20 protein-coding genes are annotated in these 21,184 nt (G+C 60.5%); 8 read left to right on the top strand and 12 right to left on the bottom strand.

All coding sequences use genetic code 11. The features are described 5' to 3' along the window. Positions 1–37: 37 nt before the first annotated feature. Positions 38–928, top strand: a complete 891-nt coding sequence (locus tag KVQ82_RS10075) for an ATP-binding protein (protein ID WP_041069591.1) — start codon at positions 38–40, stop codon at positions 926–928. Next, on the top strand, positions 925–1,407 hold the full coding sequence (locus KVQ82_RS10080) for a GAF domain-containing protein (protein ID WP_039770434.1): 483 nt from the start codon (positions 925–927) through the stop codon (positions 1,405–1,407). The genes KVQ82_RS10075 and KVQ82_RS10080 overlap by 4 nt, the downstream gene beginning before the upstream one ends. On the opposite strand, the gene KVQ82_RS10085 is transcribed toward KVQ82_RS10080, so the two are convergent. The 8 genes from KVQ82_RS10085 to KVQ82_RS10120 form a co-directional block, all read right to left on the bottom strand. Continuing rightward, positions 1,408–4,353 (bottom strand): HD domain-containing phosphohydrolase, encoded by a 2,946-nt coding sequence (locus tag KVQ82_RS10085; RefSeq protein WP_222018765.1) that lies wholly within the window; start codon positions 4,351–4,353, stop codon positions 1,408–1,410. A 48-nt stretch (positions 4,354–4,401) separates the two neighbouring features. Further along, positions 4,402–8,046, bottom strand: coding sequence for a transporter substrate-binding domain-containing protein (locus KVQ82_RS10090; protein WP_222018766.1), 3,645 nt, complete (start codon positions 8,044–8,046; stop codon positions 4,402–4,404). Positions 8,047–8,054: 8 nt separating this feature from the next. Then, positions 8,055–8,681, bottom strand: a complete 627-nt coding sequence (locus tag KVQ82_RS10095) for a response regulator transcription factor (RefSeq protein WP_041069609.1) — start codon at positions 8,679–8,681, stop codon at positions 8,055–8,057. Positions 8,682–9,028: 347 nt separating this feature from the next. Then, complete coding sequence (locus tag KVQ82_RS10100) at positions 9,029–10,357, bottom strand: deoxyguanosinetriphosphate triphosphohydrolase (protein ID WP_086794306.1); 1,329 nt, start codon at positions 10,355–10,357, stop codon at positions 9,029–9,031. 76 nt (positions 10,358–10,433) lie between these two features. Further along, positions 10,434–11,597 carry an EAL domain-containing protein gene (locus KVQ82_RS10105; RefSeq protein ID WP_222018767.1) on the bottom strand — a complete coding sequence of 388 codons (1,164 nt, stop codon included), beginning with the start codon at positions 11,595–11,597 and terminating at the stop codon, positions 10,434–10,436. A gap of 124 nt (positions 11,598–11,721) precedes the next feature. Further along, entirely contained in the window at positions 11,722–12,060 is a 339-nt protein-coding gene (locus KVQ82_RS10110) for a hypothetical protein (RefSeq protein WP_041069615.1), read from the bottom strand. Beyond that, positions 12,057–12,443 (bottom strand): phage holin family protein, encoded by a 387-nt coding sequence (locus KVQ82_RS10115; RefSeq protein ID WP_041069617.1) that lies wholly within the window; start codon positions 12,441–12,443, stop codon positions 12,057–12,059. The genes KVQ82_RS10110 and KVQ82_RS10115 overlap by 4 nt, the downstream gene beginning before the upstream one ends. Positions 12,444–12,445: 2 nt before the next feature. After that, complete coding sequence (locus KVQ82_RS10120; protein ID WP_025113166.1) at positions 12,446–12,760, bottom strand: YqjD family protein; 315 nt, start codon at positions 12,758–12,760, stop codon at positions 12,446–12,448. Between the two features lie 305 nt (positions 12,761–13,065). Between KVQ82_RS10120 and KVQ82_RS10125 the strand changes: the two genes are divergently transcribed. Then, positions 13,066–14,274 (top strand): ammonium transporter, encoded by a 1,209-nt coding sequence (locus KVQ82_RS10125; protein WP_222018768.1) that lies wholly within the window; start codon positions 13,066–13,068, stop codon positions 14,272–14,274. Here KVQ82_RS10125 and KVQ82_RS10130 read toward each other — a convergent pair. After that, positions 14,271–15,983 carry a monovalent cation:proton antiporter-2 (CPA2) family protein gene (locus tag KVQ82_RS10130; protein ID WP_222018769.1) on the bottom strand — a complete coding sequence of 571 codons (1,713 nt, stop codon included), beginning with the start codon at positions 15,981–15,983 and terminating at the stop codon, positions 14,271–14,273. The genes KVQ82_RS10125 and KVQ82_RS10130 overlap by 4 nt on opposite strands. Before the next feature lie 201 nt (positions 15,984–16,184). Here KVQ82_RS10130 and KVQ82_RS10135 point away from each other — a divergent pair, with 201 nt between their 5' ends. The 3 genes from KVQ82_RS10135 (at position 16,185) to KVQ82_RS10145 (ending at position 17,859) form a co-directional block, all read left to right on the top strand. Beyond that, on the top strand, positions 16,185–16,421 hold the full coding sequence (locus tag KVQ82_RS10135) for a glutaredoxin family protein (RefSeq protein ID WP_041069630.1): 237 nt from the start codon (positions 16,185–16,187) through the stop codon (positions 16,419–16,421). Positions 16,422–16,569: 148 nt separating this feature from the next. Beyond that, positions 16,570–16,887: a transcriptional regulator gene (locus KVQ82_RS10140; RefSeq protein WP_003226726.1), complete on the top strand. Its 318-nt coding sequence runs from the start codon at positions 16,570–16,572 to the stop codon at positions 16,885–16,887. 81 nt (positions 16,888–16,968) lie between these two features. After that, entirely contained in the window at positions 16,969–17,859 is an 891-nt protein-coding gene (locus KVQ82_RS10145; protein ID WP_222018770.1) for a pseudouridine synthase, read from the top strand. Between the two features lie 76 nt (positions 17,860–17,935). On the opposite strand, the gene KVQ82_RS10150 is transcribed toward KVQ82_RS10145, so the two are convergent. Together KVQ82_RS10150 and mobA are read right to left on the bottom strand one after the other, a co-directional pair. Beyond that, positions 17,936–18,157, bottom strand: coding sequence for a YgdI/YgdR family lipoprotein (locus KVQ82_RS10150; RefSeq protein ID WP_003226722.1), 222 nt, complete (start codon positions 18,155–18,157; stop codon positions 17,936–17,938). A 78-nt stretch (positions 18,158–18,235) separates the two neighbouring features. After that, a complete protein-coding gene (mobA, locus tag KVQ82_RS10155; RefSeq protein WP_222018771.1) occupies positions 18,236–18,838 on the bottom strand; it encodes a molybdenum cofactor guanylyltransferase MobA in 603 nt (200 codons plus the stop codon). A gap of 82 nt (positions 18,839–18,920) precedes the next feature. On the opposite strand from mobA, the gene moaB reads away from it, so the two are divergent. Then, positions 18,921–19,460, top strand: a complete 540-nt coding sequence (gene moaB / locus KVQ82_RS10160) for a molybdenum cofactor biosynthesis protein B (protein ID WP_003226719.1) — start codon at positions 18,921–18,923, stop codon at positions 19,458–19,460. Beyond that, on the top strand, positions 19,444–20,670 hold the full coding sequence (gene glp / locus KVQ82_RS10165) for a gephyrin-like molybdotransferase Glp (protein ID WP_222018772.1): 1,227 nt from the start codon (positions 19,444–19,446) through the stop codon (positions 20,668–20,670). Before moaB ends, glp begins: the two co-directional genes overlap by 17 nt. 75 nt (positions 20,671–20,745) lie before the next feature. On the opposite strand, the gene KVQ82_RS10170 is transcribed toward glp, so the two are convergent. Beyond that, the gene (locus tag KVQ82_RS10170; protein ID WP_222018773.1) at positions 20,746–21,054 is read right to left on the bottom strand and encodes a hypothetical protein; all 309 of its coding nucleotides are present in this window, start codon (positions 21,052–21,054) and stop codon (positions 20,746–20,748) included. Positions 21,055–21,184 lie beyond the last annotated feature (130 nt).

A 21,184-nucleotide genomic window follows, 5' to 3' on the forward strand; every position in this document is an offset into this window, starting at 1 on the left:
TCGACATCATCACTGTGAACGTGCCCGAGGAGAAGACGTGGATTCCCGATTGAATGCTTTTCTTGAACGCGCCGAGTCGGTTCTGGCGCGGATCGAACCCTTGCTGCCGGCGCCACGTCCGCTGATCGACTGGGACACGTGCCTGGCGGCGCGCTGGCAGCGAGACGGGCGTAGCGGGTACTTGCTGCCGCTGGACGTCAGCCTCGACATGCGCCTGTCCGACCTGATCGGTGTCGACCGTCAACTGGAGCAACTGGGCCGCAACACCCAACAGTTTCTCGACGGCATGCCGGCCAACCATGCGCTGCTCTGGGGTTCGCGCGGTACCGGTAAATCCTCGCTGGTGCGCGCGCTGCTGGCTGAGCACGCCAAGGCCGGCCTGCGTTTGATCGAGATCGAACGCGATCATCTGGCCGACCTGCCGCGCGTGGTCGAGCAGATCGGCAAACTGCCGCAGCGCTTCGTGCTGTTTTGCGATGACCTGTCGTTCGAATCCGGCGAAGGCGATTACCGCGTGCTGAAAAGCGTGCTCGACGGCTCGCTCGAGCAGGCCCCGGACAACGTTCTGCTGTACGCCACTTCCAATCGCCGCCATCTGGTGCCGGAGAAGGAAAGCGACAACGAAAACTGGAAGCGTGTCGACGGCGAGCTGCACCCGAGTGAGGCGGTGGAAGACAAGATCGCCTTGTCGGACCGTTTCGGTCTGTGGCTGTCGTTTTATCCGTTTACCCAGGAACACTTCCTCAATGTCGTCGAACACTGGATCGGCCAGTTGGCCGCCAAGGCTGGCCTGAGCTGGCAGCGCGACGAACAACTGGACATTCTCGCTGTGCGCTGGGCCACCGGGCGCGGCAATCGCAACGGCCGTTGCGCGTACCAATTCGCCCGTTACTGGGTGGGACTGAAATTGCTGGAGCACAAGGCATGATTGATTTGCAACAAAGCGGCCAGGGCCTCGAAGGCTATGGCATGTTGGCCGCACAACTGGAATCGCTGCTGGCGGACGAGCGCGATTTCATCGCGAATGCCGCGCAGTTTTCGGCGTTTCTGTTCAACCAGCTCGATGACTTGAACTGGGCGGGTTTCTACCTCAATCGCAATGAAGAGCTGGTGCTCGGTCCGTTCCAGGGCCAGATCGCTTGCGTGCGCATTCCGTTCGGGCGCGGCGTGTGTGGCGCCGCGGCGGCCAGTCTGCAGACTCAGCGCGTCGAAGACGTGCATGCTTTCCCCGGCCATATCGCTTGCGACAGCGCTTCCAACAGCGAGTTGGTAGTGCCGCTGGTCAAGGACGGTCGGTTGATCGGCGTACTCGATCTCGACAGCCCGAAACTGGCGCGTTTTGGCACCGACGATCAGGCGGGTATCGAGCAATTGGCGGCGATCTTCCTGCGTCTGACCGACTGCTGATCAGGCACTCAGGCCAGCCTTGCGCAGCAGGCTGGCCGGATCCACCGCATCGATCTGGCGCGGATCGAGAAACCGCGCAGCGTATTGCATGTAAACCCCGTCATTGATGAACAGCGCGAACAGCTCGGCGTCGATGTGCGCCTCGCGGCACATGGTGGCCATGATCGCCAATGCCTCGCTCAGGGTTTTGGCTTTCTTGTACGGCCGATCCGCAGCCGTCAGCGCCTCGAAAATATCGGCAATCGCCATCATCCGTGCCGGCAGGCTCATGTCTTCGCGTTTCAGGCGCTTTGGATAGCCGCTGCCGTCCATTTTTTCGTGATGCCCGCCGGCGATTTCCGCAACGCTGTCCAGGTGCCCGGGGAAGGGCAGGTGGCTGAGCATCAGGATCGTCTGCACCATGTGGTGATTGATGATGTAGCGTTCTTCGCGAGTCAGCGTGCCCCGGGCAATGCTCAGGTTGTACAGTTCGCCGCGATTGTATTTGTAGCGCGGCACATCCAGTTTGAACCCCCACGGATTGTCTTCGGGAATCAGTTCACTCTCGGCGCGTTCGATCAGGTGTTCGGGCTTGTCGGCCAGCAGAGGTTCGCTGACCGGCAGCGTTGGCGCGGGCGTTTGCGCCTGACGGCGGTTTTCCTCCCATGACACCCCCAGGCGATCATCGAGGGTGCGCATCCAGCGCCGCTCGGCGATGCGCTCAAGGCGCTGCAGATCGGCGGGTGCCATGGCCTCGCCGCCCAGATTGCAGCGGGCAACAAAGGCAAAGTCATCGTCCAGTTGCGTCAGCGCGGCGTCACGCTGTTCGCTCAGTTGCGCCGCGTTGCCGCCGAGCGCCAGCGCCTGCCAATAACTGACCCAGGCGTCGCGCTTGAGCACTTCGAAACGGGTGCGAATTTCGTGGATGCGATCGTTGAGGGTTTCCAGTTTGGTCGCCTTGTCGACGACATATTCGGGTGTGGTGACCTTGCCGCAATCGTGCAGCCAGGCCGCAATGTGCAGGGCTTCCCACTCGTCTTCGCTGGGCTGATAACGCTGAAACGCCGGTGCCTGGCTGGCGGCAGCGGCTTGCGCAAGCATCAGGGTCAATTCCGGCACACGCTGGCAGTGGCCGCCGGTGTAGGGGCTCTTGGCGTCGATGGCGCCGGCCAGTAACTGGATGAACGCATCGAGCAACTGCTTCTGTTTCGCTTGCAGACGCTGACTTTCAATACTCACCGCCGCCGCACCGGACACTGCTTGCAGGAAGGCGATGCGGTCCGGGCGCAGTTTTTCCAGATCCTGAGCGTTGCCGCTGTCGTTGATCAGCAGAACCAACAGGCCGATGGTTTCGTTGTGGCGATTACGCAGGCGGATACCGATCAGGTGGATGCGCGGCGACTGCATGGCCAACAGGACGTTTTGCAAGTCTGCGGCCTGCTCGAAGCCAAGGCTGCTGACCACGTTGTCGGCGTGGATCAGTTGCTGAAACCAAGCCGGGCCCTGATCTGCCAGCAGGTCCTGGCCGAGCACGTTGAGCCTGCCCGGCTCCTGCGAAACACCGTCGATCACCAGCCCATAGGGTTCCATCCGGTTGCCGTCGCTTTCGCGCAGATAGATCAACCCTGCCTGGGCCTGGGCGATCTGCACCGTTTCGAACAGCACCCGTTGCAGCAGCGGGGCGAAGCGGGTTTCGGCGCTGAGGCTGTCGGTGATGCGGAAGAAGCTGGCGAGTGTCTCTTTCATGCGCGCCATCGACAGGCTCAACTGGTCGACCTCCAGCACCGGCGAGCGGCGGGTGACCGGAAAATTGAAATCGAAACTGCGGATCGCGTCGGCTTCCTTGACCAGCGCGTGCAACGGTTTGACCAGAATCCGCGAGATCAGCCAGCCCAGCGGCAGGCACAGCAGCAAGATCGCGAGGGTGATCAGCGCGCCTTGCCAGCGCATGCGGTAGGCGTCGGCCAGCAGTTCGTCCTCCGGCACCAGCAGGGCCATCTGCAAACCGTTCGGCCCACCTTCCTGCAGGTTGCTGCGGGCGACGATCCAGTGGCGCCCATTGACGTCGAGCCGTTTGCCCTGATGGGGCGCGGACAGCAACGCGTGCAGGTTCGGGCTCAGGTCGGCGGCCTTGGCCAGGCGCGCGCTGCGGTCGTCGACAATCAGCCGGCGGCTATCGGGATAGGCCACCGCATTGCCATCGGCATCGAACAACACGATTTCGGTGGAGGGGGTGACGACATGCTTGAGCAAGGTGGCGGAAAGTGCTTCAAGGGTCAGGTCGGCACCGATGACGGAGTCTGCGCTGCTGCGACGGGCGAGCGTGGTGCCCACATTGTGCGTGGAGAAAAATACATAGGGCTCAGTGGTGATCTGGTCACCCTGTTGCAGGGCGTTGATGTACCAGTTGCGGGTACGCGGGTCGTAGCGGTCGTCGGGATTGACGTCGCGCCCCACCGGCGCCAGTGTCTGGTCAAAGAACAGTGACTGCGACGATACGGTGCCGCTGGCGTCATGCTCAATGCTCCAGACTTGATAGGCTGCGGTCGGCGGCGCCTTGAGCAGGGTTTTAAGGGCGTTGGTGCGCAACGGCCGAACCATGAAGAAGTCGCCGTTGCCGTACCCCAGATACAGCGACGCGAGATCGCTGTTGTCCTTGAGTGACTGAGTGAACGGCTTGAGTAGCGCCAGACGCTGCTGCAGGTTCGAAGCGTCGGCTGCCTGATCGTTGGCCAGAAGGCTCAGCAGGTGCCGGATCGGTTCGTAAGTTGAATGCAGGTCCAGGCGCACGTCCTGTTCGATGCGGTTGAACAGGTTTTCACTGCTCGACAGGATGATCCGGGTGGTCTGGCGATAATTGAACAACCCCAGCACAACGCCTGTCAGCAACAGCAGGAAGGTGAACATGACGCTGATGTGCACGTGCAACGGGAATCGGCGTTGATCCGGGCGCAGTGGGCTGGGCATTGCTGACTCTCCATTGAAGTAAACACACTGCTCAGCGTCCAAGCATAGTTAAGGCTCGCCCAGTGTGCCTTCTTCTAAAGGTTCCAGTTGTCGCTGCAATGCCTGCTCCAGTTCGACAATCGCTGCGTCGGTGGCCTCGGTGCAGCGCACGATGGTCGCCAGCGAGGTTGTCTGCAGGCAGGCTTGTTCCAGCGCATCGCAACAGGCAATCAGGCGCGAGGCCTGGGCGATCCGGGCGGCACCCTTGATCTTGTGTGCCACGACCGCCAATGCTTCACGGTCATTGTGCGGCGCCAGGGCCAGAAGCTCCTCGCGATCCAGACGGCTACTCTTTAGCAGTTGCGTGAGCAGGCGCCGGGCTTGCTGCGGATTGCCACCGGTCAACTGATTCAGGCCCTGAAGATTGAACGCCGGCCCCGGCGATGCCGGTCGTAACCCGTTGACCCAATGGTTCAGGGCGCTGAGACTCAAGGGTTTGAACAGGCAGTCATTCATGCCAGCCTGTTTGCAGCGCTTAACCTCTTCGGGCTGGGCATTGGCCGTGAAGCCCAGCACCGTACAAGGTGCGCGGCCGGTGCGCCGTTCCTGTTGGCGGATGGCCTCGGTCAGTTCATAGCCGTTCATCACTGGCATGTTGCAGTCGGCGATGACCAGATCGAATTCGCCGGCCTGCCAGACTGCAAATGCGCTTCGCCCCTCTTCGGCAACACTGAAACGATGACCGAGGAATTCCAGCTGCTGGCACAGCAGCAGGCGGTTGGCCGGATGGTCATCAACCACCAGAATGTTCAGCGGTGTCGCAGACGGGGCGATCGGCGGTGCGGTTTTCGCTACGGTGGCCTTGCACGGCAGCGTCTGCAACGGCAACGACAGGCAGACCTGGGTGCCGATCCCGGGCTGACTGCTCAACTGCAGTTGACCGCCCATCATTTCACAGAGGTTGCGGCTGATGACCAGCCCCAGGCCCGCACCGCTGCGAGCCTGTTGCCGACCACTGTTGGCCTGGGAAAACGGTTCGAACAGGCGTTGTTGATCTTCGGTGCTGATTCCGACTCCGGTGTCGTGAATGGTCAGTTGGATCAGGGAATACACGCCCGCGTCGTTGGGTCGTACGTCCAGCGCGATGCGCACTTGTCCGCGTTCGGTGAATTTGATGGCGTTGCTGATCAGGTTCGACAGGACTTGCTTGAAGCGCAACGGATCCAGCTCCACGTCGACGGCGAGTCCGGGAGGATTGACCGTCAGGGGCAAGGCGAGGTTTTTCTGGCGGGCCAGACCGTCGAAAATTCTGACCACTGACGCCACGGTTTCGACCAGATTGACCCGCTCGGGGCTCAGACTCAGGTGCCCGGACTCGATTCGTGCGATATCGAGGATGTCGCCGATCAGGCCCAGCAGATCCTTGGCCGAACAGTAAGCGGTTTCGATGGATGAGCGATCCGGTGCCTGGTCGCTCATGCGCTCGAGCGTCAGTTCGAGCATGCCGATGATGGCATTCATCGGCGTACGGATTTCGTGGCTCATGGTTGCCAGAAAGGTACTTTTGGCGCGGTTGGCGTTGTCCGCCTGCTCTTTGGCCGTGCGCAGTTCATCGAACAATTGGCGACGTTCACTGATGTCGATCCAGCCACCGATGATCCCTTGCACTTCGCCGCTGGAGTCGCGGTACGGCAGGATCCAGTGATAGATCGTCAGGCGCCGGCCACCGATGTGCAGCGGACGGTCGAGCAACAGCGGCGTCCCTTCGGCCACAACCCGTTGGTAATCCGCCTGGAAGGCCTGGGCTTCGAAGGCATTGCTCAGGGTGCCTTGCATGACACTTTTGCCGATCACGTCTTCGCGTTTGGCGTTGAAGACTTCCAGGTAGCTGTCGTTGCAGCTTTGCAGCAGACCCCGGCGGTCACGCACATAGATCGGGTGAGGGGTGCCGTTGACCAGCGAGCGCATGAATTCGAACTGATCGTTGAGCGCGCGCTCGGCGGCCTGACGTTGCTTGATCTGGTGGCGCATGTAGGCGTTCCAGAGCAGTGACAGCAACAGCAACAGGCATGCCGCCCCGATCAGTTGGTAAAACAGGCGCTGGTATTGATGCCAGTTGCTTTGCGCGGCATTGGAGAAACCGCGCCAGCGGCTGTTGATGACGCCCAGTTCTTCGGGGCTGATGCTCAGCAGCGCTTTGTCGAGGATCGAACTCAGCTCGCGGTTGTCACGCGCCGTGGCCAGCGAGAAGGCGGCCTGGCGAGTGCCCAGGGTCGTGGTGATCTGCAACTGATGTTCGAAGATCCGCGACGAGATCAGGTAATTGGCGATGACCAGTGAGGTGACCGCGCCATCGGCCCTGCCTTCAGCGAGCAATGTCGCGGCGCCGAAGGTGTCCGAGGTTTCGGTCAGGCGGATATCGGGAAACTCGCGGCGCAGATAATCGGTCATGGGGCTGCCCTGGGCAATCGCCAGGTATTTGCCCCTGAGCTGAGCCGGATGCGTCGGGCTGTCGGGGGATTTGCGGGTCAGCAGAACGAAGGAGTTTTCCAGATAGGGGCGACTGAATTGCAGGGTTTTTTCCCGCTGCGGGCTGGGAAGCAGCGCCGCGATCAGATCGGCCCGATGCTGATTGAGCTGCTCCACCATGTCGCCGTCACTGCGGCTGCGCACCAGTTCGAAGCGCATGCCGGTGCGCAAGCGCAGCAGCTCAAGCAGGTCTGCGGTAATGCCGCGCAGATTGCCATCGCTGTCGAAGAACGTCAGCGGGGCGAACGCTTCGTTCACCACCACACGCAGCACCGGATGCTGTTTGAGCCACTGCTCTTCATGATGGGTCAATTGCAGCTTCTGGTCGGTCAGCAGAATGTCGCTGCCGGCGCTCCAGCGCTTGGCGATGCTGTCCCGTTCACTGGTCGGTATGGCCTGTAGGATGGCGTTGATGATGGCCAGCAGTTGTGGGTTTTTGGCGTGTACGGCAAAGCTGAAGCCGTGGGCTTCCTGTTTGCCGAAATTGGCCATGCGGATGTTGTTCAGATAGCCCTTGTTGATCATGTAGTGGGTGGAAATGGTATCGCCCAGAAACACGTCGGCCTGATCAAACGCCACCGCGTTGATTGCGTTTTGATAGGACGGATAGGAGGTCAGGATGGCTTTCGGATACAGCGCCCGGACCTCGTCCTGGGGCAGATAGTGATAGACCATGCTCAGGCGCAGACCGGCCAGTCCCTGGGTGAGCGTTCGGGTTTCGTCTTCACGGGTGACCAGTACCGGCTGATCGATGGCGTAGGGCGTTGAAAGCAGGATATCCGCGTCACTGGCTTCGAAACCGTTGGCGGTACCGAGCATGTCGACCTGACCGGCTTTCAATGCGCGCAAGGCGGCTTCCCGTGAGGCAAAGCGCTGGACCCGCACTGGCAGTCCGCTGGCCTGTTCGAGGAGGCCGGCGTAATCGGCGGTAAATCCTTCGTAATCGCGACCGCTGGCCGTCATGTCGAACGGCGGATAATCCGGTGCGGAAGTGCCCAGTATCAGTTCGCTGCGCGTCTGCAGCCATTGTCGCTGCGCAGGCTCCAGTGTCACGGACAGTGCTTCATGACCCGAACGGCTGCGCAGCACATACTCTTGCGCCGTGACGAGGTCGGCATGGCTCTGAGTCGTCAGGCACAGGCTCGCACACAAGAGGGCAAGATAGATCTTTAAACGACTGGGCATTCGGGCTCTCACACTAGTGCGTTGCGTTTGGCCATCTCGATAAGTTCCACCAGCGACCTGGCTTTCAGTTTCTGCATCAGGCGTTTTTTATAGGTACTGACAGTCTTGTTACTGAGAAACATGCCTTTGGCAATTTCCTTGTTGGTGCGCCCTTGGGCAAATAACTGCAATACCATGAGTTCCCGGTCATTGACGGACTTGAATAACTCCAGTTCGGCATAACGCACATCATCGCTGCGCACCGGATTCAACGCCTGGCTGGGGAAATAGTTGTAACCGGAAAGTACCGCCTTGATCGCACTGACCAGTTCGCTCAAGTCTTCTTCCTTGCACACATAACCGGATGCGCCGGACTGCATGCAGCGAATGCCGAACAGGGTCGGGCATTGTGCGGTCAGCACCAGGGTCTTGAGCGGAGTCCCCATGGCGTTGAAACGGGCGAGGACTTCCAGGCCGTCGAGTTTGGGAATGCTGATATCAAGGATGATCAGGTCGGGCATGCATTCGCGGACCATCTGCATGGCATCGACCCCGTTATCGGTTTCGCCGACGACCTTGTAACCTTCATGCTCGAGCAGCATCCGAACGGCAAGCCGGATGACGGGGTGATCATCGACAATAAAAACGGAGTTCATAATCAAATCCCATACGTGCGCGAATAAAGCGCGCACCTTAGCTCAGATAAATGAGCGGCCGCATGAACTCCCACGGCTCTAGCAGCGATATAGGATAAGTCCTACACACTAAAGGGAAATCGACTACGATCAAACTCAGTGTCGCGTAAGGAAGTGTTTAGGTTATTTGTTTATCTGAATGTTGTAAGTTGCTTGTAGAGTATTGAACAAGCAGGATTTGTCCGGGCTTTTTTGAGTGTTAAACAAATGACCTGTGAAAGTCCCAAGTATCGCGCACCGTAACGCCGGTTCAATAGACCATGCACTCAACCGGGCAGTCATGGCGACCCGGTGAGCGCGGTGTTCTGTCAGTGGCTGGAGCGTCCGGTCATCTCCAGCGCCATGTCGCTGGCGTAGCTGTCGGTCATCCCGGCGATGAAGTCGATCATGCGCAGAAACGAAGTGTGCAACGGGCCATGGGGATCCGGCGCATTGTTGCCCAGCAGATCGAGGATGCGTCGGCTCTTGAACGACGGCGTGCGGCCGCCATGTTGCTCCAGCGCGGCGCCGCAGAATGCGTTGAGGAGAATTTCCAGGGTGGTGTAGGCGCCGATTTCATGCAGCGTCTTGCGCTTGTCCTGAAAAATTTTCTTGCGCGCAATGTCCTTGGCATTCAGCACGCAGCGTTTGGCCGGGCCGTGCATGTGTTCCACCAGGTCGCCGTGCAGAGTGCCTGCCAGCAATGCGTCCTGTTGTTCGACGAACGCCCTGGCGGCGGCGTTGGTCAAGTGCTCGATGGCCTTGCCGCGCAGGATCGCCAGTTTGCGTCGACGCGAATCCTGCGGGCCGAGCTGGCGATAGGTTTCCGGCAGATCGTCTCCCACCAGGCCGAGCAGCAGCGATTCAACCTCCGTGTACTCCAGCAGTTCCATTTCCAGGCCGTCTTCGAGGTCGATCAGCGCATAGCAAATGTCGTCAGCCGCTTCCATCAGGTATACCAGCGGGTGCCGCGCCCAGCGTTGGTCTTCCAGTTGTGGCAGGCCGAGCTTGTGGGCGATCTGCTCCAGCAGTGGCAGTTCGCTCTGATAACAGCCGAACTTGTGCTTCTTGTAGCCCAGCGAGTCGGCGTGACGTGCGGTCCACGGGTACTTCAGATAGGTGCCGAGGGTGGCGTAAGTGAGGCGGGTGCCACCGTCGAACTGGTGATACTCAAGCTGAGTCAGCACCCGAAAGCCCTGCGCGTTGCCTTCGAAATTGAGGAAGTCACCGCGCTCGGCTTCGCTCATGCCGTCGAGCCAGCCGCGCCCGGCGGCTTGCTGGAACCAGTGACGAATGGCGTCTTCACCAGAGTGGCCGAACGGCGGGTTGCCGATGTCATGGGCCAGGCAGGCCGATTGCACGACCATGCCCAGATCGCTCGGGTCGCACCAGTCGGGCAGGGCACTGCGCAAGGTTTCGCCGACGCGCATGCCCAGCGAGCGGCCGACGCAGCTGACTTCCAGCGAGTGGGTCAGCCGGGTGTGGATATGGTCGTTACTCGATACCGGATGCACCTGGGTCTTGCGCCCCAGGCGGCGGAAGGCGCCGGAGAAGATGATGCGGTCGTGGTCTTTGTGGAACGGGCTGCGGCCCAGCTCTTGCGGGCTGTGCAGCGGTTTTCCAAGGCGTTCGCGGTTGAGCAGGGTCTGCCAATCCAAGGCTGGTTCTCTCCGTCGGTGACTGGGATGACTGTTGCCCTAGCTTCCCGGTTCAGCCACACACCTGCAAGCGGAACTACAAGCCCGCGGCATCGATATCGATCAGCAGCAGGCGCTCGCCGTTATCGAAGAACTGCCCGGCGGTCAGGCAATACTGGTTGCTCGTGGCATCGCGGTAGGTGCTGGACAGCGTCAGGCGACGCTCCTCCCAGCCTTCGGCCAGCAAATGATAGAAGTACGGACGCCATGACCAGTTGTGGCCCAGGTAGCGGTTATCGGCGACCCAGCCGTTGTTCCGCCATTCAAGGTTAGGCGTGAGTTGGGTGCCATGCCGGTCGCATTGGTAGAACCGCAGCAACCACGGAAAGGCTTCGAGTTGCGGCAGCGCACTGAGCGGTGCGTGGGCCTGAGCCCAGGCCTGGAGAATCGCCATCAGTTCGCTGAGCTGTTGACGCATTTGCATCAGGCGCCCGCGTTCAGCCAGTTTCTGCCGCACGTAACGCTGGCGCAATTGAGCGAAGCGCTGCACGAAGGCATCCGTTGGATAGAACGCCTCCTGCGCCCGGGCAAACAGGAAGCCCTGAACGTAGCGCGAACCGCATTCCAGGGCGAAATTGAGCTGGGCCTCGGTTTCCACACCTTCGGCAATGATCCAGCAGCCGGTCTTCTCGGCCATTTGCGCCAGTGCTTTGACCACGTCACTGCTCGGCCCGCCGAGTGCGGCAGCCTGGAACAGGCGCATGTCGAGTTTGAGGATGTCCGGCTGCAAGGCCAGCACCCGATCGAGCTGCGAATAACCGGCGCCGAAATCATCAATCGCAATCCGCGCTCCCGCGTCGCGATAACGCGCCACCACTTCGGCCAGACGCTGACTGTTGCCGCCCAGCTCAGTGATCTCGAACACGATGCGTTGCGGGTCGACGTCGTGTCGCACCATTTGCTTGAGGCTGGGCAACGGCTGATCGGCGCGCAGGCGACTGATCCAGCGCGGCGACATGTTCAGGCTGAGAAACCACTCGGCGGGGGCTTCATGCAGTCGGCTCAGGGCGTTGTCGCGGATCTGTCGGTCGAGGCGGCGCAGGGCGATGGCGGGTGTGCGTGGGTCGGCAAACAACGGCCCGACCGAGGCCAGTTGGCCGTCGGACTGGCGCAGGCGACCCAATGCTTCGACGCCTGCAATACGCCCGGTGGCGGTATCGATGAAAGGTTGAAAGCAGGCGAGCGGTTGCCCGTCGATCACGGGGCCTCCTTAGTCGTTCTTGTTCTGGGTGAACCCCGCCGACCGGGTAGGCGCGCGGGATTGAACCTCCGGGTAAAGAGGTTCATCCCGCGGATATTGCAAGAATGCAGCCAGATGCGCCGGCTCAGCGTTTGCCCGAGCTCTGCATCACCAGTCTGATCAGCGGCCCGAGGCTGGTGCCCAGACGTATCAGCCGGGTCAGGCCGCCGACGCCACCGCTTTTCGCGCCCTTGCCGGTGATAAAACCCAACAGGGTCACAGCAGCCACGCCCCATAGCGGCGCGTGCTTGATGCCGAAACCTGCTTGCAGGTTTTGCGTCATCCCGCGCATGCGCTGCAAGGGTTGCAGCACTTGCCCGGCTTCATGGCGGATTTCCTGCCGGTGCATTTCCATACGCAGGCGGATCAGTGCCTTGCGCATTTCCCGGCGCGAGCTGTTGTGTGGCAGTTCAGGCAAGCTCATGGCAACAGGCGCTCCCGATCGTTGGCCAACTCTTCCAGCGTGCCGTGGAAGGGCGAGGATTCATCGAAGACGGCTGCTTTGAGGCGTAGCCCACAGAAAGCGGCGGCCAAGGTATAGAACACGCACAGGCCAATGATTGCCGCCAGGCGATAAGTGTCCCAGAACACGATCAGCACCAGCGTCGACAGACCGACCAGCAACAGCAGGGCAAACACCAGCGCCAGGCCTGCGAACAGCAACAGGCTGACGGTGCGTGCTTTCTGCTCCTGCAACTCGATGCCGAACAGTTCGACATGGCTGTGCAGCAAGCCGAGAACAGCGGCGCCCAGACGCCGCGTGGAGGATGAAGTGCCCGACCCCAGGCCGGATTCGCCGATCGACATGATCAGCGCCGAGTGGCCAGCAGGCCAATCAGAAAGCCCACGCCGGCAGCGATGCCCACCGACTGCCAAGGATTGGCCGACACATAGTCTTCGGTGGCGGTGACCGCAGCCTGACCGCGATCGCGCAGAGTGTCTTCGGTCAGCTTCAGGGTTTCACGGGCGCGCAACAGGCTGTCGTGGATCTGCTCACGCAGCTCATCGGCCTGATCGCCCGCCAGCGTCGCGGTGTGTTCGAGCAACCGCTCGGTGTCGGCGACCAGAGTCTGGAAGTCGTTCATCAGGATTTCTTGAGCGGTCTTTGCCTTGATGCTGGCCATGGGTGGATCTCCGTAAGTGACGTCTGAAGCGTTCGAGTATGAGCCTTGCGCGAAGGTTCAGTACAAATGACTGGTACAGCTTTTGCTATGTCCTGGTGCGCTCTGCCGCGCTCGTGCGCTGTTGGCGGGCGTACATGCAGCAAAACCTTAACTCAAATAATCCTGGTCCGTGTCAGGACATCGACCTTGTGCGCCAAAGCGGTTCACTGCAGCGTCACTGCGGTGCCTGGCCGGGCGCAACTTGGTGCATGAATTGTCCGCGCGAACCGCTTTGGTGCCTTTTTAGCCTTCAGGTCTGCCTCTTTATGGAAAATCTGCAAAGCGCTGTTGACACGCTGGTCCACAGTTCCAACACGTTGTTCATTCTGATCGGTGCGGTGATGGTGCTGGCGATGCACGCCGGTTTCGCCTTCCTTGAAGTCGGCACGGTGCGCCAGAAAAATCAGGTCAATGCACTGTCCAAGATCCTCAGTGACTTTGCCGTTTCGACGCTGGCCTATTTCTTTATAGGCTATTGGATCTCCTATGGGGTGACCTTCATGCAGCCGGCGGCGGTGCTGAGCGCGGATCACGGTTACGGTCTGGTGAAGTTTTTCTTCCTGCTGACCTTTGCCGCGGCGATTCCGGCGATCATCTCCGGCGGGATTGCCGAGCGTGCGCGATTCGTTCCGCAGTTGTGTGCGACAGCGCTGATCGTGGCGTTCATCTACCCGTTTTTCGAGGGCATGATCTGGAACGGCAACTACGGTCTGCAAGCCTGGCTGACGGCACGCTTTGGCGCGGCGTTCCATGACTTCGCCGGTTCCGTGGTGGTGCACGCCATGGGTGGCTGGCTGGCACTGGCAGCGGTTTTGCTGCTCGGTCCGCGCAACGGACGTTATCGCGATGGGCGCCTGGTGGCGTTCGCGCCGTCGAGTATTCCGTTTCTGGCGCTGGGTTCGTGGATTCTCATCGTCGGCTGGTTCGGCTTCAACGTGATGAGCGCACAGACCTTGCAGGGCGTCAGCGGTCTGGTGGCGGTCAACTCGTTGATGGCCATGGTCGGCGGCACCGTGGCGGCACTGATCGCCGGGCGCAATGACCCAGGCTTCCTGCACAACGGCCCGCTGGCCGGGCTGGTAGCCGTCTGCGCCGGTTCCGACCTGATGCATCCGGTAGGCGCGCTGGTAACTGGCGCACTGGCCGGTGCCTTGTTCGTCTGGTGTTTTACCGCCGCGCAAGTCAAATGGCGCATCGACGACGTCCTCGGCGTATGGCCGTTGCACGGTCTGTGCGGCGTGTGGGGCGGGATCGCCTGCGGCATCTTCGGCCAGACTGCGCTGGGGGGGCTTGGCGGGGTCAGCCTGATCAGTCAGTTGATCGGCAGCGCGCTGGGTGTGCTGGTCGCACTGATCGGCGGATTCGCCGTCTACGGCGTGATCAAGGCCTTGCACGGCCTGCGCCTGAGTCAGGAACAAGAGTATTACGGCGCCGACCTGTCGCTGCACAAGATCGGCGCGGTGAGCCAGGACTAGGCTTCCTCGTCTTCCGCGCCGGGATAGAAGCCGTGCAGCAGACGATAGCGATCAATGCGCACCTGATCGATTTTCTCCTGCACCTTATGCGCCGGCAGGCCGAGCATGACCAAGGCGTGGGAGGCGAGCATCAGGCTCGACTCCAATAGCTCCGGCACCACTTCGCTGGCGCCGGCGGCTTTGAGTTCAGCCCATTGGCTGTCGTCGCGGGTGCGCACCAGAATCGGTATCCGCGCATTGAGCCGGCGCGCTTCCTTGAGAATCCGCAGGCTGACATCGCTCTGATCCACGGCGATCACCAGCAGCCGGGCGCGCAACAGTCCGACGGCGGTCAGCAGGTCGCCGCGCGCAGAATCGCCGTAATGCACCTCGCTTTCGCCGGCTGCGGCTTCCTGCACACGTACCGGATCGTTATCCAGCGCGATATAAGGCTGATTGGCATTGCGCATGAAGCGGCCGATGGATTGACCGACACGGCCGTAACCGCAGATCACCACATGTTGATCCAGCCCGGCATTGAGGGCGCTGATTTCCTCGATTTGCGCCTCCTGGTTCGGCTTGCGGTGCAGGCGCGCGGCCATTTGCGGCGCGGCGCGCAATAGCAGAGGCGTCAGCAGCATCGAGCAGAAGGTTGCCGCCAGCAGCAGGGCGCCCAGCTCGGCAGGCAGCATCTGGTTTTGCTGCATTTGCGCCATTAACGCGAAGCAGAATTCCCCACCCTGCGCCAGGGCCAGGCCGCTGCGCCAGGCGGTTTCGTGATCACTGCCGCGCCATTTCACCAAGAGCGCGACGACCGTGCCCTTGATCAGCATCAGGCCGAGGGTCAGGCCGAGAATCAACACACTGTGACTGACGAACAGTTGCAGGTCGATCAGCATGCCGATGCTGACGAAAAACACCCCGAGCAGAATGTCGCGAAACGGCCGGATGTCAGCTTCGATCTGATGGCGGTAGTGGCTTTCGCCGAGCAGCATCCCGGCCAGAAATGCGCCAAGGGCAGGGGACAGGCCGAGCAGGTGTGTCAGCCATGCGGTCAACAGCACAATCACCAGCGCCAGCAGCACGAACAGTTCCGCCGAACGCGAGGCCGCCACTTCATGAAACAGCCGTGGCAGTAACCAGCGGCTGGCCAGCAACAGACCGAAAAACAGCACCACGGTCTTCACCAATGTCAGCGGCAAGGCCCAGTACCAGGCTTGCGCGCTGCTTCCGGCGAACACTGGCACCAGGGTCAGCAGCAACACCGCCACCACGTCCTGAAACAGCAAGACCCCGACCGCGTTCTGCCCGTGACTGCTGAACACTTCGCCCAGGCTGCCCAACTCCTTGGTGACAATCGCCGTCGACGACAACGACAACCCGGCGCCGAGCAACAGGGCCGGGGCCAGCGGCATGCCCAACAGGAGCAGCACCAGCCCGAGCAATCCGGTGCTGAGCAATACCTGCTGGCTGCCCAGGCGGAACACCACCTGGCGCAGCGCGATCATCTTCGACAGGGAAAACTCTAGGCCCAGCGAGAACAGCAGAAACACCACCCCCAGTTCGGCCACATCTGGGAGATGTTCGCTCTCGTTGACCCAGTTGAAAGCGGTCGGTCCCACCATCAGGCCCACGCAGAGATAACCCAGCACCGGCGGCAAGCGCAGCCGGCGGAACAGGGCAATCATCACCAGGGAGGAGGCGAGGATGATCAACAGGTTGGCAAACACAAGACACTCCGATGTCAGGCTCAGGCTTCTCAAGCGTAGAGGCAAAAAGCGCGGAAGCATCGCCTGATTGGCTTTTCCGTGGACTGATTTGCATCAGGATTTTGCTTGTTTGCTGCGGTTCGCCGGCCATCTGGCTGCGCCGGCTCGACGGGTTTTCGAGGCGGGCCTAGAATGAACGCTCATTTTTTCGGTTGAGCGATCATGCTTCCTGAATGTCAGTTGTTCGGCACCTTGGGATGCCATCTGTGCGAGGTGGCAGAAGCCGAGTTGATGCCGTTTGTCGAGCACGGTCTGCTGGTGGAGCTGGTGGATATTGCAGAGGATGAATCCTGGTTTGAGGCTTACAGCCTGCGGATCCCTGTATTGCGCCGAGTGGATACTGGCGCAGAACTGAATTGGCCGTTCAGTGCCGATCAGGTGGTGGCGTTCCTGCGCTGAGCGATTTGTCATCCGCTGGTCGCGAGCGACCATCCTCCCGTTGGCACTCTGCAGATTATTCGTTTACTGTATGCGCATACAGTAATTGGGTTGACCTGCTGCTTGTGAAGTCTTGAGCAGGTGAATCCGGCAGTCAGAGGGACGAACCGTGGTCAATGTCGAACAGTTGAAGAACAGCGTGAACCGGATGTCGGTTGACGTGGTGCGCGAGGCGGTCCTCGAGTTGCGCCTGGACGGGCTGGTCACGGAGGGCAAGACGCCGTTCAACAAACTGCATTTCAACACCTGCTTTGCCGAGATCGAAGCGCTGTTCCAGCGTGCCGGTTATCACAAGCAACTGGATGTGGTCGGTTATCAGGGGTTGTTGTACGCCTTGTATGACCCGGGACGCTGGGAGGCGGTCGATGTGTTGCGCTGGCTCAAGGAGTTCACTGAAGCGGCGGCACTCAAGTCGATTCCGGCCTGAAGCGGGCCGCGGAATCCGCACTAGGTTCGTTTCGCTCAGTGTTGGATAATGCCGGCCTGCATTGAGGGTTCGAATTTCCGTATGTCCACACCAACGTTTTCTGCTGCGCAGAATCAGGCCAGCACCCTTTACCTTCCTCCGGGGTCTTGGGCGACCGTCCTTGATTGCCTGTGTGAGCATTTCAGCGCGATCAGTCGCGAGCAATGGCTGGACCGGATTGTCCGGGGGCGGGTGCTGGACGGTCAGGGTCAGCCGATTGCGCTGGATCTGCCGTACAAGGAAGGGCTGCGCATTCACTACTTCCGTGAAGTGCCGGATGAAAAGCCGATTCCAGTGGTCGAGTCGATCCTGTATGCGGATGAACATCTGGTGGTAGCGGACAAACCGCATTTTCTGCCGGTGACACCGGCCGGTGAGTATGTCGAGCAGACGTTGCTGCGCCGCCTGATCCGTCGCCTCGATAACCCCCATCTGGTGCCACTGCACCGCATCGACCGGCACACCGCCGGGCTGGTGATCTTCTCGGCCAACCCACAAACCCGCTCGGCTTATCAGTCGCTGTTTCCGACCCGGCAGATCGATAAACGCTATGAGGCGATTGCCCGTGCGCTGCCGGAGCTGGAGTTTCCCCTGGTGCACAAAAGTCGCTTGATAGACGGCGAACCGTTCTTCCGCATGCAGGAAGGCCCGGGTCTGGCGAACACTGAAACGGCGGTGGAGGTCCGGGAAAAGAACGGTGATCTGTGGCGCTACGGTCTGTATCCGGTGACCGGCAAGAAGCATCAGTTGCGGGTGCACATGACTGCGCTGGGCGCAAGTATCTGCAACGATCCGTTTTATCCGCAAGTGTTGAAAGACGTTGAGGATGACTACGCCAATCCGCTCAAACTGCTGGCGCAAGGGCTGCGGTTTGTCGACCCTGTCACCGGTGAGACGCGCGAGTTCGAGAGCCAGATCACCCTGCAGTGGTGACACCATTTACTTTTACGTACCCATGAAAAAGCCCGCATCAGTGCGGGCTTTTCTGTATCCGGTGTCGACGTAAAGATTACAGCTCTTTAACGGTACGAACCTGATCCTTGTTGATGCGGGTCTCTTTGCCGTCCAGCTGCTTGAACTCGTAGAAGCCCGAATCTTCGTCATATTTCGGGGTGTCGACGGCCTGGATTTCGCGACCGTCATTCAAGGTGATCACTGTTGGCGACGAGCAACCAGCGAGCGTTGCCAGGCCCAGTGCGAGCATGAAAGTGGCGAGGGTCCGTTGAGTCATGAGTGTGTCTCCGAATGGGAATACTTTTGGTTACTGAGCTTGAGACGTATACAAGGCGTGAGAGTTCCTTGAATGCTGTCAGTCTGACACAGTGTTATGCGCTTTTAACAGTTCGGGGGTATTCAGGTTGGCGAGTCGCGGGTCGTTGTCCGGGCATTGCAGGGCCGTTGCGCCGAGGTTGCGCATGACCCTGCCGGGGCTGCGTTCTCCGGCGTTCCAGGCGGTTTCGAACGCGGGCAGCAGGGCCACCGGAATCACGCACAGCAGGGGCTCCCAATGGTCGTCATGGCGCAACATTAAAGGTTTGTCAGGAAACTGGCCGGCAGTTGCGCGCATGTCGTGCAGCAGCGCTGCGTCGATGCGCGGCACATCGCAGGGCAAGACCAGCAGATGGGGCAAGCGCGCAGCCTTGAGCCCCGCGAGGATGCCGGCCAAGGGGCCTGGAAAGTCCTCTTCTTCATCACTCACCAGTTGGTCGGCGTAGGCAGCATAACGCTCGCGATTGCGATTGCAGGAGATGATCAGATCGTCAGTCAGCGGTCGCACCTTGCGCTGCAAATGCGCAATCAGCGCTTCACCCTGCCATTCGACCAGCCCTTTGTCCTGGCCGCCCATGCGCTGGCCGCGTCCGCCTGCCAAGAGCAGAATGGAGCAGGGGGGCAATGGCGTATTCGGGGTCATGGCAGCTCTCCAGCAGGGCGGCGAAAAATTCAGGCGCTGTGATATAACACCGGGCTGTTTCTCCTACAACTGGACGAGCCTAATGAAAGCCAAGGCCGATGTACCTTTCGCACCGCTGAATATTGCGGTGCTGACTGTCAGCGATACCCGAACCCTGGAAACCGACACCTCAGGCCAAGTCTTTGTCGACCGCCTGACTGCTGCCGGCCACCGTCTGGCCGAACGGGTCCTGCTCAAAGATGACCTGTACAAGATCCGCGCGCAAGTTGCCCACTGGATTGCCGAGGACGTGGTGCAGGTTGTATTGATTACCGGCGGCACCGGCTTCACCGGGCGTGACAGCACGCCTGAAGCCGTGGCTTGTCTGCTCGACAAGCAGGTTGACGGGTTTGGTGAGTTGTTCCGACAGATTTCGGTGGCTGATATCGGTACGTCAACCGTGCAATCGCGGGCACTGGCCGGTCTGGCCAATGGCACGCTGGTATGTTGCCTGCCAGGTTCGACCAATGCGGTGCGCACCGGGTGGGACGGCATTCTCGCCGAACAGCTGGATTCGCGGCATCGGCCATGCAACTTCGTTCCTCACCTGAAACAGGCGGCGCCTTGTGAATCCCGTGGGTAAGCCGGGCAAGACCGGCAGCCTGATGCCCGTCGAGGAAGCGCTGGCTCGCCTGCTGCAAATGGCCGAGGCCACGCCGATTGTCGAGCGCGAGTTTCTGCCATTGGCGCAGATCGAGGGGCGAGTGCTTGCCGAAGACCTGGTTTCAACGCTGGACCTGCCGCCTTGGCCAAACAGCGCCATGGATGGTTATGCCTTGAGGCTGGCGGATTGGACCGGCGCACCGCTGCCGGTCAGCCAGAAGGTTTTCGCCGGGGAAGCGCCTGCCCCCTTGAAGCCCGGCACCTGCGCGCGGATCTTCACCGGTGCGCCGGTGCCTGCTGGTGCTGACTGTGTGGAAATGCAGGAGAACGCCGAAGTCCAAGCCGACGGCAGTGTGCGCTTCGTCGAAATCATGAGCCTCGGCCAGAACATTCGTCCACAAGGCCAGGAAACCACCGTGGGTGAGTTGATCCTGGCGGCAGGCACAAGGCTGGGACCGATCGAACAAGGTCTCGCGGCATCGCTGGGATGTGACGGGCTGAATGTGGTGCGCAAGGTCCGAGTGGCGGTGCTGTCCACCGGCGATGAACTGGTTGAGCCGGGCCAGCCGCTGGGGCCGGGGCAGATTTACAACAGTAATCGGGTGGTGTTGTGCAGTTGGTTGCAGCGATTGGGCTGTGAGGTGATCGATGCGGGCATTCTGCCGGACGATCTGGACACCACCCGAGCGCGTCTGGGCGACTTGCAGGATGTCGACCTGATTCTTTCAACCGGCGGGGTTTCGGTCGGGGAAGCAGATTTTCTGGGTGTTGCATTGAGGGAAGAGGGCGAGCTGGCATTGTGGAAACTGGCAATCAAGCCAGGCAAGCCGCTGACGTTCGGCCATTTTCGCAACGTGCCAGTCATTGGCCTGCCCGGAAACCCCGCTTCGACGCTGGTGACGTTTGCCTTGCTGACGCGACCTTACTTGCTGCGGCGTCAAGGTGTAAGAGACGTTGTGCCGCTGAAGTTTACGGTGCCAGCAGGTTTCGTCTGGCCTGTGGCCGGCCATCGGCGTGAATATCTGCGTGGTCGACTCGAGCAAGGACGGGCCATCATTTATCGCAATCAAAGCTCTGGTGTGTTGCGCAGCGCTGCCTGGGCGGATGGCCTGGTAGAAGTGCTGGAGGGCCACACGCTCGTAGAAGGTGATGAAGTCGGGTTCATTCCCCTGAGCGACCTGCTCGACTGACTCTGATCCTCGCTGAGCCTGACCTTACAAGTGCAGGCTCGACGCATGAAAGCGTCGATCCTGCATTCTCCCGGGTCAATTGCTCATCAGCGTGACCAACTGATCGAAGCGACTGTTGGCAACCCAACCCAACAGTCCCATTATCACTGCCGTTGCACCTGCCGAATAGGCAAGTCGGTGCTTGATTGTTCTTACATCTGCGCGCACTTCATCCATATCCCGGCGTATGTATCTGAGGTGGGTTTCCAGTTCGGTCACGCGCGGTTCCATTTGTGCTTCTCCAGCGGTTCTGGCGCTCTTTTTGAAATCGGATTTGTGACTGCTGCGACTTTCGTTGAGAGGGGCAATCGGACGGGTTGAAACTCTGGCTTCATGGCTGGACATGGAAATATCCGTCGGCTGTTTTCACTGTCAGCGCGCTGGCCTTTCCGTCATTCGAACTGTCACCAGCTCCGAGGGGGTATCCACTCATTCCCTGCACATCCTTGTGTTGTTAAAAAACGAAAATTGATAC

The sequence above is a fragment of the Pseudomonas sp. AO-1 genome (genome assembly GCF_019775695.1).
In the GTDB taxonomy this organism is placed as follows: Bacteria; Pseudomonadota; Gammaproteobacteria; order Pseudomonadales; family Pseudomonadaceae; genus Aquipseudomonas; species Aquipseudomonas parakoreensis.